The organism is Chryseobacterium takakiae, assembly GCF_900129385.1.
Lineage (GTDB): Bacteria > Bacteroidota > Bacteroidia > Flavobacteriales > Weeksellaceae > Chryseobacterium > Chryseobacterium takakiae.
Genome location: NZ_FQVO01000019.1, coordinates 23,608 through 37,377, shown reverse-complemented (window position 1 = coordinate 37,377; position 13,770 = coordinate 23,608). Strand labels below are relative to the sequence as shown.

At 36.2% G+C, this 13,770-nt stretch carries 14 protein-coding genes; all 14 read left to right on the top strand.

Translation table 11 applies throughout. The features are described 5' to 3' along the window. The first annotated feature begins 46 nt into the window (after positions 1–46). The 14 genes from BUA76_RS17895 (at position 47) to BUA76_RS17830 (ending at position 13,761) form a co-directional block, all read left to right on the top strand. Positions 47–1,366: a phenylacetate--CoA ligase family protein gene (locus BUA76_RS17895; RefSeq protein WP_072886175.1), complete on the top strand. Its 1,320-nt coding sequence runs from the start codon at positions 47–49 to the stop codon at positions 1,364–1,366. Further along, positions 1,363–2,448 (top strand): 2Fe-2S iron-sulfur cluster-binding protein, encoded by a 1,086-nt coding sequence (locus BUA76_RS17890; protein ID WP_072886174.1) that lies wholly within the window; start codon positions 1,363–1,365, stop codon positions 2,446–2,448. The genes BUA76_RS17895 and BUA76_RS17890 overlap by 4 nt, the downstream gene beginning before the upstream one ends. A 114-nt stretch (positions 2,449–2,562) precedes the next feature. Continuing rightward, entirely contained in the window at positions 2,563–3,501 is a 939-nt protein-coding gene (gene paaA / locus BUA76_RS17885; RefSeq protein WP_072886173.1) for a 1,2-phenylacetyl-CoA epoxidase subunit PaaA, read from the top strand. Positions 3,502–3,610: 109 nt separating this feature from the next. Continuing rightward, positions 3,611–3,892, top strand: coding sequence for a 1,2-phenylacetyl-CoA epoxidase subunit PaaB (gene paaB / locus BUA76_RS17880; RefSeq protein WP_027373980.1), 282 nt, complete (start codon positions 3,611–3,613; stop codon positions 3,890–3,892). A gap of 36 nt (positions 3,893–3,928) precedes the next feature. Next, positions 3,929–4,717 carry a 1,2-phenylacetyl-CoA epoxidase subunit PaaC gene (gene paaC / locus BUA76_RS17875; protein ID WP_072886172.1) on the top strand — a complete coding sequence of 263 codons (789 nt, stop codon included), beginning with the start codon at positions 3,929–3,931 and terminating at the stop codon, positions 4,715–4,717. A 50-nt stretch (positions 4,718–4,767) separates the two neighbouring features. Next, entirely contained in the window at positions 4,768–7,599 is a 2,832-nt protein-coding gene (locus BUA76_RS17870) for a T9SS type A sorting domain-containing protein (protein WP_072886169.1), read from the top strand. Between the two features lie 21 nt (positions 7,600–7,620). Next, positions 7,621–8,088 (top strand): 1,2-phenylacetyl-CoA epoxidase subunit PaaD, encoded by a 468-nt coding sequence (gene paaD / locus BUA76_RS17865; RefSeq protein ID WP_072886168.1) that lies wholly within the window; start codon positions 7,621–7,623, stop codon positions 8,086–8,088. Positions 8,089–8,187: 99 nt separating this feature from the next. Further along, positions 8,188–8,988: an enoyl-CoA hydratase/isomerase family protein gene (locus BUA76_RS17860; RefSeq protein WP_072886167.1), complete on the top strand. Its 801-nt coding sequence runs from the start codon at positions 8,188–8,190 to the stop codon at positions 8,986–8,988. A 97-nt stretch (positions 8,989–9,085) separates the two neighbouring features. After that, entirely contained in the window at positions 9,086–10,219 is a 1,134-nt protein-coding gene (locus BUA76_RS17855) for a 3-hydroxyacyl-CoA dehydrogenase NAD-binding domain-containing protein (RefSeq protein ID WP_072886165.1), read from the top strand. 98 nt (positions 10,220–10,317) lie between these two features. After that, entirely contained in the window at positions 10,318–10,632 is a 315-nt protein-coding gene (locus BUA76_RS17850; RefSeq protein WP_072886164.1) for a hypothetical protein, read from the top strand. 1 nt (position 10,633) lies between these two features. Next, positions 10,634–11,047 carry a PaaI family thioesterase gene (locus BUA76_RS17845; RefSeq protein WP_072886162.1) on the top strand — a complete coding sequence of 138 codons (414 nt, stop codon included), beginning with the start codon at positions 10,634–10,636 and terminating at the stop codon, positions 11,045–11,047. An 87-nt stretch (positions 11,048–11,134) separates the two neighbouring features. After that, positions 11,135–12,340: a 3-oxoadipyl-CoA thiolase gene (gene pcaF / locus BUA76_RS17840; protein WP_072886161.1), complete on the top strand. Its 1,206-nt coding sequence runs from the start codon at positions 11,135–11,137 to the stop codon at positions 12,338–12,340. A 162-nt stretch (positions 12,341–12,502) separates the two neighbouring features. After that, the gene (locus tag BUA76_RS17835) at positions 12,503–13,096 is read left to right on the top strand and encodes an acyltransferase (RefSeq protein ID WP_072886159.1); all 594 of its coding nucleotides are present in this window, start codon (positions 12,503–12,505) and stop codon (positions 13,094–13,096) included. An 89-nt stretch (positions 13,097–13,185) separates the two neighbouring features. Continuing rightward, the gene (locus BUA76_RS17830; RefSeq protein WP_072886158.1) at positions 13,186–13,761 is read left to right on the top strand and encodes a transposase; all 576 of its coding nucleotides are present in this window, start codon (positions 13,186–13,188) and stop codon (positions 13,759–13,761) included. Positions 13,762–13,770: the final 9 nt, after the last annotated feature.

Here is a 13,770-nt window from a genome sequence, read left to right as displayed (position 1 = left end):
AAAAAATCTTTTTACATTTACACCTAACAAGTGTTAGTTAGTTAATATGGATTTTTCAGTTGAATATTTAAAGCTCGACCAGTTGAGACAGCTTCAATCTGAGCGGTTGATAAAGCTGGTAGACTATCTTGGAGAGAGGTCGGAATTTTACAGAAGAAGGTTTAATGAAAAAGGAATCGCTCCAAAAGATATAAGGTCGATTGAAGATATCACGAAACTTCCGATTACTTACAAACAGGATTTGAGAGATCACTATCCGTTTGGATTGTTTACTGTTCCTAAAAATGAACTGCAGAGAATACACTGTTCAAGCGGAACAACAGGAAAGCCAACGGTGGTTGGATATACCAAAGAAGATATTGATGTATTCAGCGAAGTCGTAGCGAGATCTTTGAACGCGGCGGGAGCAAAACCCGGAATGCAGTTGCACAATGCTTACGGTTACGGAATTTTTACAGGAGGGCTTGGCCTTCATTACGGTGCTGAAAAACTGGGCATGAGTGTTCTTCCGATTTCCGGAGGGATGACGGCAAGACAGGTAGATTTGATTGTCGATTTCCAACCTGAAGTTCTTTGCTGTTCACCATCTTACGCTTTAACATTAGCTGATGAATTTGCAAAAAGAGGAATTTCTGCAGATGAAATAAGTTTAAAATATGCCGTTTTAGGTTCAGAACCGTGGACGGAACTCATAAGACATCATATTGAAGAAAGATTAGGCGTTCACGCTACCAATATTTACGGATTAAGTGAAATTATCGGACCGGGAGTTTCGATGGAAGATTTTGAAGAAAAAGGGGGTTCCTATATTTGGGAAGATCATTTTTATCCCGAAATTTTAGATCCGGTTACTAAACAGCCGGTTCCGTTTGGAGAAGAAGGCGTTTTGGTGATTACCACTTTAACAAAGAAAGCAATGCCGCTTCTTCGCTATTGGACGAATGATATTACCAGTCTTTATTATGATGAAAGCGGTAAAAGAACCATGGTGAAAATGAGGCCTATTCTCGGAAGGGCTGATGATATGTTGATTGTAAGAGGAGTAAATGTCTATCCCAGCCAGATTGAAGAAGCATTCTCCCACGTAAAAGGAGTGGTTCCGAATTATTATTTAACCCCGGTAGAAAAAGAACAGATGTGTATCGCACTGGATATCGATGTGGAAATTGATGATGAACTTGTAGCAACGGAAAACTTAATTCAAAATACCGATGATTATGCTATTTTTGTCGGAAACTTTGCAAAAAATATAGAAAACGAAATAAAAAAAAGGGTAGGAATTACCACAAAAGTGAAAATTCATGCCCAGGACAGTTTACCTAAATGTGAAGGTGGAAAAATTAATAGAATATTAAAAACAAAATGAATTCATTTTATAAATTAAAAACGGTAAAGGTTCAGAAAGATACGAACGATGCGGTAAACGTAGCCGTTGAAATTCCCGAAGAGCTGAAGGATAAATTCAGGTTCAAGCAGGGACAGTATCTTAATTTCCGGATGATGATTAACGGAAACGAAGAAAGACGTTCTTATTCTATCTGTAACGCACCAAGCGAAAAAAGCAATACGCTTGAAGTGTTGGTTAAACTTTTAGAAGGAGGAAAAGTTTCCGGCTATTTCAACGAGCATCTTCACATGGATGAGGTATTGGAAGTAATGCCTCCGATGGGCGGTTTCAATACAACTTATCATCCTACCAATGTAAAAACTTACGTCGGACTGGCTGCAGGAAGCGGCATTTCTCCGGTATTGTCCAATATTAAAGAGAGTCTTTACCAGGAACCTCTTTCCAAGGCTTATCTGTTTTACAGCAACAGAAGTATGAATCATGTGATGAAAAAAGCTGAGATCGATAAGCTGGTTGAACAGTTCAGCGGAAGACTGAAAGTAATTTATATGGTTAGCCGTGAAAAACATGAAGACCAATTGTTTGAAGGTAGAATTTGTCCGGACAAACTTGAACAGCTTTTTGAAAGACACCCGGAAATCGATGTCAAAGAATCAACCTATTTTATCTGCGGTCCAGCCGAAATGATAAAAAGCGTCGCCGATTATTTAAAGAAAGATAAAAAAGTACCGGCAATTCAGGTTTTATTTGAATATTTCACCGCTCCGGATGAAGAAAATACGGAAGAGATGAGTGATGAATTCAAAGCCATTGCCAATATCGAAAGTATGGTAACGGTAATCATCGATGATGATGAATACTCATTCCATCTGAACTCAAAAAAAGAGAGTATCTTAGATAAAGCATTGAAAGACAATCTTCCTGTACCCTTTGCATGTAAAGGTGGAGTTTGTTGTACGTGTAAAGCCGAAGTTTTGGAAGGGGAAGTTTTTATGGAAAAAAACTACGCGCTTACCGAAGAAGAAGTAGCCAGAGGTTATGTTCTTACCTGCCAGTGTCATCCTACAACGAATGTGGTGATGCTTAATTATGATGTTTAAAATTAATGTAACAATCTAACAATTTACCAGTGTAACAATCACTGTCATGCTGAGCTTGTCGAAGCATCTCTTATTGGTACATTGCTAAACTGATACATTGCTAAATTGAAAGTTATGGATTTAGAAAAATTTGTACAATACGTACACGACGAAAATAAAGTGGAACCCAAAGATGTAATGCCTGATGATTACAGGAAATTACTGGTTCGTCAGATCTCCCAGCACGCCCATTCCGAAATCGTTGGAATGCTGCCGGAAGCCAACTGGATTTCCAGAGCGCCTTCGTTGAGAAGGAAAATGGCACTTTTGGCTAAAGTTCAGGATGAGGCAGGTCATGGTTTATACCTGTATTCCGCTACCGAAACATTAGGTGACGGAACGGTAAGAGCCGACAGAGATGCTACTTATGACGATATGCTTTCAGGGAAAGCAAAATATTCAAGTATCTTCAATTATCCTACGCTGAGCTGGGCAGATATCGGCGCCATCGGTTGGCTGGTTGATGGTGCTGCCATTATGAACCAGGTAATGTTGATGGGGAATTCATACGGTCCTTACTCAAGAGCGATGGTAAAAATCTGTAAAGAAGAATCGTTCCACCAAAGACAGGGCTACGAAATTTTAATGGCGCTTTGCCGTGGTACAAAACAGCAGAAAGAAATGGCTCAGGCTTCACTAAACCGCTTCTGGTGGCCGGCTTTAATGATGTTCGGCCCGAATGATGACAGCTCACCAAACTCAAAAATCTCTATGAATTACAGGGTGAAAAGAGAAAGCAATGACAGCCTTCGTCAGAGATTTGTTGACGTTACTGTTGCTCAGGCTGAATTTTTAGGATTAACCATTCCGGATAAAGATTTAAAATGGAATGAAGAAAGACAGCACTATGATTTCGGGGAGCTTCCGTGGGATGAATTCATGGAAATTCTAAAAGGAAACGGGCCTTGTAACAAGAAGCGTATCGAAACCAAGAGAAAAGCGCAAAGAGAAAATGCCTGGGTAAAAGAAGCAGCAGTGGCTTTTGCGGAAAAACAGGAAAAAATTTCAATATAACAATATACCAATGTAAAAATGTAACAATCCTATTGTCATTCTGAGTAAAGCGAAGAATCTCATTATTGTTAAACTGTTACATTGATACATTGTTAAATTAATTTTAATTATGGCAAATTTAGATATGTGGGAAGTGTTTATTCAGACTAAACCGGGATTATCCCACAAACACGTAGGAGTAGTACAGGCACCAACAGCAGAAATGGCTTTGCAGAACGCAAGAGACGTTTATACCAGAAGAAAAGAAGGAACTTCGGTTTGGGTAGTTCCAAGTAAATATATTGTGACTTCGGAAGGAGTGGATAAAGAAGCATTCTTCGATCCGGCAGATGACAAATTATACCGTCATCCAACCTTCTACGAAATCCCGAATGATGTAAAAAATATGTAAAACAGCGATTGGCTGTTAGCTGCTTGCAATTTGAATTTGCCAAAAGCTAGACGCCAAAAGCCCAAAGCTAAAATAATGAACCCATTATACAATTATTTATTAAAACTCGCAGACGATAGCTTCATTATGGGGCAGCGCTTGTCTGCATGGTGCGGTGAAGGCCCTTATTTAGAGGAAGATATTGCATTAACGAACATCGCATTGGATGAACTTGGACAAGCCAATAACTTTTATGTGTACGCTTCAAGAGTGATCGACAACGGGAAAAGTGAAGATGATCTGGCATTTTTAAGATATGAACACGAATATGTAAACGCCCACTGGACAGAACTTCCGAACGAAGATTATGCGCAGACAATCTTAAAAGTATATGTTTTCGCAGTGTATCAGAAATTAATGTATGAAGCATTGTCAAACTCTGCCAATGAAGAACTTTCGGCAATTGCCCAAAAATCTTTGAAAGAAGTAAAATACCATTATACCCATGCGGCTTCATGGATGAAAATTTTCGCTCAGGGAACTGAGGAAAGCAGAGCACGTCTGGTAAAAGCCATCGAAAATATCTGGGAATATACAAAAGGCTTATTCGCAAAAACAGAAGGTGAAGATGATTTGGTGGCTTTAAATATTGCTCCGAATGCTGAGGTCCTTTACGAAGAATTCTTAGTGATTACAAAAAAAGATTTTGAAGAGTTTGGTTTGGAGTATCCTACGGATCCTTTTATGCAGCCAAAATCAAGAACGGGTTATCACACGGAATATTTTGGATATATTCTTTGTGAATTGCAGTATATGCAGAGAGCGTATCCGGGTTGTACATGGTAGGTTAATAAATTAGCATTACTACTAAATAAAACTTTTAATACACATCTAACATGAAATTCTTTTATTATCTAATACTGAATTTTCCAGTATTACTTAGTGCACAAATTCAACCGATAACACAAACACCCTATAACCAAAATATTGTTGCGGATAATGCGGCAATACAAAATGTCATTACACTTAATAAGACATTTATGGGTCAATCGAAATTGACGGGGATATTTGCTGCAAATAATTATCAACCGATATTTAGTAATACGGAAAAATGGCAAGAAGGTTCTTGGTTTAGAGGGTATTTTACGGGAAATGAAGGAAATTATGGTGCATTTTATAATGCTAATCCAGATGTTGCAAATACGGGTCGTTGGAGTTGTCATCCCCAACCTAGGCATACCAGCAAACAGATTAGGGCAATGATTCATTTTGATAATTACTACTCAAATTCTGCTAATTCTCCTGAAATTATCAAAGGGTTGGAATATTTAATTTCGCAACAAGTGAATTCCCCAGGAAACAACTTAACAGATGGAGGATATATTTATTGGTTAGGAAGAGAAGGACAGGATATCTTTGAGCAAAATGACATTCCAGGTAACTTATCTCAAAATAAGGTACATGTTTACGAGACAAGCAGTGCATTGGCGGGGCTTTGTGAAGGGTATTTGTATTTAAAAAAGAATAATATTCAGCTGCCTAATAATCTTTATGAATCAATAGTTAAGGCTGCAAATAACTTATATGCTGTGGATTTAACAGGATATAATTCTGATAATTATGTGGCTTTTGGCTTATGGGGTCTTTCAAAAGCTTATAAAATTACACAAGACTGTAGATATTTGAGTAAGATTATAGACTTGGGCGAATGGCTTATAGGGAGGCAATCAAACGCAACAGGTATATGCAACGGAACATGGCCTCATGGTGATGAAATTTTTATGAACGAGCCAGTATATCATGAAGCGAGAATTAATTATCATGTTATTATTTTAAGAGGTTTAACAGAATCTTTTGACTGTATTCCAAAATCAAATATTCTTTTTAGGCAGGAATTATTAGATGCTATTAAAAAAGCCACAAATCATCTTATAAAATATAGAGTAAATTATGAAGATCCTTATCTGCCGGGAAGCTTTTTTGGAACAGTAAGTACTTATTACAGTAATAGGGATTGTGAAAAATTAGACAATTTATCTTTCTCTTTTATTTATGAAGATGATATTGTAGAAACTTTAGCAATTTTAGCATATTATGCAAACTTCAATACAAATAATTTTAACCAGGCGGAGATTGCAACTTTACGTAAACTTTTAAATATTGTAAGTGTACATGCACAAACTAGAATAGATCCGGCTAGTAATGTCGGGGTTTCTCCTAATCAAGACCCTTTTGGTGAAAATCAGAGAGCTAAAGAAAGACGTGCAGTACAACAAATGTCTTCCTTAGCATATTATTTAGACTATACAAAAGCAATAGATAATAATACCAAAGTTTTTGTTGTTGACAATACAAATTTCTTTGATTCAAACAGAACATCCAATGTAGTGTCATTAGATGTTAATAATGATGGAATTAAAAATGATATTGCCTATTTTGAAACGAATGGAGACAAAACTTTTTTGTACGTAGCTAATGTTGCAAATACTAATATAATATCTTCTGTGAAAAAAACATGGGAATCTACCGGATATCCATTAGATTTATTTTCTGATAGAGTTGTAGCAGGCGATTTTGATAATGATGGCAAGTATGATGATATAGCTGCTGTTTTTGATTATGGAAATAATGTAACCAAAATTCACGTATTTCGAGGCACGGGCTCTGGCTTTGAATATTTGGGCGCCGGTGGTTTTTGGTCGGCTTCAGGATATGATGCGAAATTGCTAGGCGATAGAGTCATTTCAGGAGATTTTGATAATGATGGGAAAATAGATGACATTGCAGCTTTTTATGATTATGGGAATAATGAGACAAGAATACATGTATTTCGTGGAACAGGTACAAGCTTTGAATACCTGGGCGCAGACGGCTTTTGGAAAAATATAAATTACCCTTCTAATAGAATAATTAGTAAAGTTATTTCTGGAGATTTTGATAATGATGGTAAAAATGATGATATCGCTACATTTTATGATCATCCTAGTAGCAATGAAGTCAGTATAGACGTATTTGTAGGTTCAGGTACAAATTTTCAATTTCAAGAACGATGGCGGTCAACAGGATATCCTTTTAGCCAATTTAATAATAGAATAGTCTCTGGAAATTTTGATAATGATGGATTTAATGATATTATCACATTTTATGATTTTGGTAATAATGAAACAAGGATGCATTTATTCAAAGGAACAGCATCGGGGAATTTTAGCTATCAAGGGCCAAATGCATATTGGAGTTCTGTAAATTTTGATTCAAATAAAATAAAAGGAAAATTGGCCGCTTTTGATTCTAATGGAGATGGGAAATCAGAAATATTTGCGATGTATAATATGCCAAATATAGATTCAAAGTTACAGACATTTAAAAACTTTTCCTCAGGTTTTGAATTGAATGAGCTTAGCGACTGGTGGAATAATCTATGTAATGGTTATTTAAATACACAAGCAGGTAACTTAACAACAAGATTATTTTCGAATAAACTTTTAATAAAAGAACATACTAAAAATAGCGATGAAACTAAAATTTATAAAAATGAAGATTTTTTCGAGGTTTCATCAAAATCAAAAATCAAAAATATTCAGTTATTTGATTTTTCCGGAAAAATGGTAAAAGAATTTGACAATATACTTTCTGAGAAATTCAGATTTAACATTCCGAATAATGGAAGCTACATTGTGAAAATAACTGATGTAAATAATAAAAATTCAGTTAATAAAATAATTAATTGAACCACAATAATTAATAATTAAGTGGAAGGAAATATTCTAAAAATATTATCTCACGTCCCCGATCCGGAAATTCCGGTCATCAATATCGTGGAATTAGGCATTGTAAGAGAAGCGAAAGTTATTGGAGAAAACTCCTGTGAAGTAACCATTACGCCTACTTATTCTGCCTGTCCCGCTATGTTTACGATAGAGGAGGACATCATCAAGATCATGAAAGAAAACGGTTGGGAAGCAAAGGTAGTGACCAAAATGTTTCCGATATGGACAACAGACTGGCTCACGGATGAAGCAAGAGAAAAACTCCGTGCTTACGGAATCACTCCCCCCGAAAAAGGAGCAGACGAACACCACATCGGAAAACCGAAAAAATGCCCTCGGTGTGGTTCGATGAATTCAAAACAGATCAGCAGATTCGGTTCTACTTTGTGTAAGGCTTCGTATCAGTGTTTAGACTGTCTGGAACCTTTTGATTATTTTAAATGCCATTAATCAATTTGAAAATGTGTAAATTTGAGAATGAGTTAATTAACAAAAATTGCTTAAAAACATCTTCAAATTATATAATTTTCAAATTAAAAAATTAATACTATGTATACGCAACTCAATATTGAGACCCATTTTGAAGGAAAGTTAAAAATTGCTTACCTGAATCAACCTGACACCATGAACGCGCTTACAAAGCCATCTTTATCAGATTTGAAAGATTTTATAAATGAATGCAGCAACGATCCTGCGGTAAGATGTGTTGCTATTTCAGGAAGAGGAAGAGCTTTTTGTTCGGGCCAGAATTTAGATGACGCCTTTGTACAAGGAAACGATCATCATGATAATGATATCATCAGAAAAATTGTAACAGATTATTACAATCCTTTGGTGATGGAAATTACACACTGCAAAAAACCGGTTGTAGCTTTGGTAAATGGTCCTGCAGTTGGAGCAGGAGCGATGCTGGCACTGATTTGCGATTTTGTTCTGGCAAATGAAAAAGCCTATTTTGCACAGGCATTTTCCAATATCGGTTTGATTCCTGATACAGGCGGAACCTACTTTTTACCAAAATTATTGGGAAGACAATTAGCCAATTATTTAGCATTTACCGGAAAAAAATTATCGGCTGAAGAATCAAAATCATACGGTTTGGTTGCTGAAGTTTTCACTGAGGAAGAATTTGTTTCAAAATCACTGGAAATTTTAGAAAGAGTATCCAATATGCCGACAGTTGGTTTAAAATTAACCAAAAAGGCATTCGCACATTCTTACGACAATACGCTGAAGCAGCAGTTGGAACTAGAAGGCGATCTCCAACAGAAAGCCGCAGAAACAGAAGATTTTAAAGAAGGAGTAACTGCCTTTTTACAGAAAAGAAAACCTGAATATAAAGGGAAATAGAAATGATGTAACAATGTAGTAATATAACAATGTAACAATAACCAAAAGTTTTTACATTGGTAAACTGCTACATTGTTAAATTGTTACATTATTAATTATGAAAAATGTAGGAATTATCGGTGCCGGAACAATGGGAATCGGCATTGCACAGGTAGCCGCAACGAACGGATGCAAAGTCTGGATTTACGACGCCAACGCCAAACAAGTAGAAACGGCAACCGTAGGATTGGAAAAAACATTGACCAAGCTGGTTGGCAAACAAAAGATTTCAGCAGAGAAAATGACTGAGATCTTAAACAATATTTCCATCGCTACTGAACTGAAAGACTTCAAAGATTGCGAATTGATCATTGAAGCCATCATCGAAAACAAAGAAATCAAAACCAAAGTTTTCACAGAATTGGAGCAACACGTTTCAGAAAACTGTGTGATCGGTTCCAATACATCATCCATTTCCATCACCTCTCTCGGTGCCGAATTACAAAAGCCGGAGCGTTTTATTGGAATCCACTTCTTTAACCCGGCTCCTTTGATGCCTTTGGTAGAGGTCATTCCATCTCTTCTTACGGATACATCTTTACCCGGGAAAATCTATAACTTAATGAAAGAATGGGGCAAAACACCTGTCATTACCAAAGATATTCCTGGGTTCATCGTAAACAGAATTGCACGCCCTTATTATGGAGAAGCATTACGAATAGTGGAAGAGAATATCGCAACGGTAGAGCAGGTGGATGATGCCATGAAAACATTAGGAAACTTTAAAATGGGACCTTTTGAATTAATGGATCTTATTGGTGTTGACGTTAATTTTTCCGTCACAAAAACTGTGTACAAAGAATATTTTTACGATCCTAAATACAAGCCATCTCTTCTCCAGCAAAGAATGTCTGAAGCCAAACTTCATGGCAGAAAAACCGGAAAAGGTTTCTATGATTATGCTGAGGGTGCACAAAATCCTGTTCCTCAAAAGGATGAAGTATTGTACGATGATATTTTTCACAGAATTCTTTCCATGCTTATCAATGAAGCTGTTGAAGCAAAAAGATTGGGAATTGCCACTGATGAAGATCTTGAATTAGCCATGCAGAAAGGTGTAAATTATCCAAAAGGTCTTTTGCAATGGGGAAAAGAAATTGGATACGATCTGGTAAGTGAAGTCCTTGAAAATCTTTATGATGAGTATCAGGAGGATAGATACAGACAAAGTCCGTTACTTCGTAAATTATAAAGTGTATCAATGTACCAGCCGTACTGTTATGCTGAGCTTGTTAAAGCATCTCAATTGATAAACTAAACTGTTACATTGTTAAATTTTTACTTTAAACTATGAATATAGATGGATTCAGAGCCGAATTGGAAACAAGACTGAACATTGAAAAACAATATATTGTTCAAGAGCTTTCTTCGATAAATGATTACCAGGAAAAACTTGAATTATTAGGAAAATTCAATGAAAAATACCGTGAAATAATTAAAAGGTTATCCAATGAGTTTGGAATTGATTTAAATGAATCTTTTCAAACAGAAAATCCATCAAAATCGGAAAGTCTTACTTATGAACAGATCATTTTAGGTAGAACTATGAGTATTTATGACAAATTGGTTGATGAATTATATGAAGAAATAACAAATACAAATTAAGATGAATCCGAGACAGGTTGCAGAATATATGTTCGATCAGGATTATTTTTCCCAATGGATGAATATCAAACTGATCGAAGTCAAAGAAAATTATTGTTTAATAGAAATGCCTATTAAAAAGGAAATGATTAATGGGCTAAAAACGGTTCACGGAGGTGTTACGTTCGCTTTTGCAGATTCTGCATTGGCATTTTCATCCAACAACTCCGGAGATGCTGCCGTAGCGCTGAACTGCATTATCAACTTTACCAAAGCAGGAAAAGAGGGCGATATTTTCAGGGCAGAAAGCATTTTGGTTAACGAAACCAGAAAAACCGCTGTTTACGACATTAAAATTACCAATCAGCACGAAGAATTGGTTGCAAAATTTGTCGGAACAGTATATAAAATTGGAAAAAAAGTAACAGAATTATAAAATTTGGAAATTTGAGAATGAAGCAATTTTAAAATTATTTTTACTGCTTTTTTTCATTTTCAAATTAACACATTTTCAAATTAAATCATGAACAACGTATACATCATAGATTACATAAGAACTCCCATTTCAAAATTGAGCGGAGGTCTTTCAGAAGTAAGAGCCGATGATTTGGCAGCTATTGTTATTAAAGAAATCGTAGCAAGAAATCCTGAAGTTCCGGTGGAAGAAATTGAGGACGTTATTTTCGGATGTGCCAATCAGGCAGGTGAAGATAACAGAAACGTAGCCAGGATGGGACTTTTACTGGCAGGACTTCCATATAAAATTGGAGGTGAAACGGTAAACAGGCTGTGCGCTTCAGGAATGTCTGCGGTGGCCAATGCATTTCGTTCGATCGCTGCTGGAGAAGGTGAAATTTATATCGCAGGTGGAGTAGAGCATATGACACGTTCGCCTTATGTAATGTCAAAACCAAGCACAGCCTTCGGAAGAGACAGCCAGATGTTTGATACCACCTTCGGATGGAGATTCATCAACCCGAAAATGAAAGAAATGTACGGGGTAGACGGAATGGGCGAAACCGCAGAGAATTTAGCGGATATTCACAGTATCAGCCGTGAAGATCAGGATAAATTTGCCCTTTGGTCACAACAAAAAGCAACAAAAGCTCAGGAAAACGGTAGGCTTGCTGAAGAAATTGTAAAAGTTGAGATTCCACAGAAAAAAGGCGAGCCGAAGATCTTCGATAAAGATGAATTCATCAAGCCGACTTCATCCATGGAAGGCTTAGGAAAACTACGTCCGGCTTTCAGAAAAGAAGGAACAGTAACCGCAGGAAATGCTTCCGGGATGAATGACGGTGCAGCAGCATTGATCTTAGCCAGTGAAGAAGCCGTACAAAAATACGGACTTCAGCCAATCGCTAAAATTTTAGGTTCAGCAGTGGCGGGTGTTGAACCAAGAATTATGGGAATAGGACCTGTTGAAGCCACTCAGAAAGTACTAAAAAGACTCAGTCTGTCATTAGAAGATATGGATGTCATCGAACTGAATGAAGCATTTGCAGCGCAGGCTCTGGCAGTAACCAGAACATTGGGCTTACAAGATGACGATTCAAGAGTGAATCCAAACGGAGGCGCAATAGCAATCGGTCATCCACTTGGTGTTTCCGGAGCTAGAATCGTAGGTTCTGCGGCAATGGAACTTCAAAAACAAAATAAAAAATATGCATTGTGTACCCTTTGTATCGGTGTCGGACAAGGATATGCGATGGTGATTGAAAAAGTATAACTTTTTTAATAATGTAATGATATACCAATTAACAATGTATCAATGTAACAGTTTAACAATGTAATATTCTTGAAATTAGTTATTACTGAATTATAGAATTAATTTCAATTGTAAATTGGTAAACTGATTCATTGTTACATTAAATTTTTTAACAAAAAATTTATGAATATCTACTCATATCACGGAATTCGTCCCATTATTAAACCGTCCGCTTACGTGCATCCACAGGCGGTAATCATTGGAAATGTGGAAATCGGTGAAGAAGTTTACGTCGGTCCTAATGCAGTGATCCGTGGGGACTGGGGTAAAATTATTGTCAAAGACGGAGCTAATGTTCAGGAAAATTGTACCCTTCACGTTTTTCCCGGGATTGAAACCATTTTAGAAGAATCTGCACACATCGGTCACGGTGCGATTATTCATTCCGGACATATCGGAAAGAATTGTCTCGTTGGGATGAATGCTGTTGTGATGGATAAAGCCATTATTGGAGATGAATGCATTATCGGAGCTTTGGCTTTTGTGCCTGCTAATTTTATATGTGAACCGAGAAAACTGATCGTGGGAAGTCCGGCAAAAATTATCCGTGATGTTTCCGATGAAATGATCAAATGGAAAACGGAAGGCACAAAGCTGTATCAGGAATTGGCAAGAGAAGGAAAAGATGCTATTTTACCTTGTGAACCTTTCACACAATATGTTCAGCAGATTCCTACGAAAGTGGTGGATTACGGAATCTGGGATGATGTGAAATAGTTGTCTTTTGTTAAGCCTAATTAAACCTCATAGGTTTTTAAAACCTATGAGGTTTAGAATAAATAAAAAACACAAATACTGAAAAAAAGTTGAATACAGAAAACTTTGAATGTGAATATATTTATCATGTCTACACCCATGCAAATGGAAAAGATTTGATTTTCAGAGAACAGGAAAATTATAGGTATTTTTTAGATAAGCTTACCAAATATATTGTTCCGATAGCGGAAATATATGCGTATTGTTTAATGCCCAATCACTTTCATTTATTATTAAGATTTAAGGAGCTAAGTGAGATTTTGAATGTAAATGAGCATAAATATTTAATGAAGCAGTTCAGTAATTTACTGAATGGTTATGCAAAAGCATATAATAAAAGATATCATAGAAAAGGTTCTCTCTTTCTTGATTATTTAAAAAGGAAAAAGGTAAATGATGAAAAATATTTGATTAAATTAATTCATTATATTCATAATAATCCTGTTAATCATGGATTTATTGAAAATATTGATGATTGGAAATATTCATCATATCAATCTTATATTAATTTGGGCAAAGAGACTAAGATTGTAAGAGCAGAAATTATGCAATATTTTGATACAGTAGATAATTTTATAGAATATCATCAATCAAATGTTGAGTATGATTTTATGATCATTGATTAAATTTAAGTA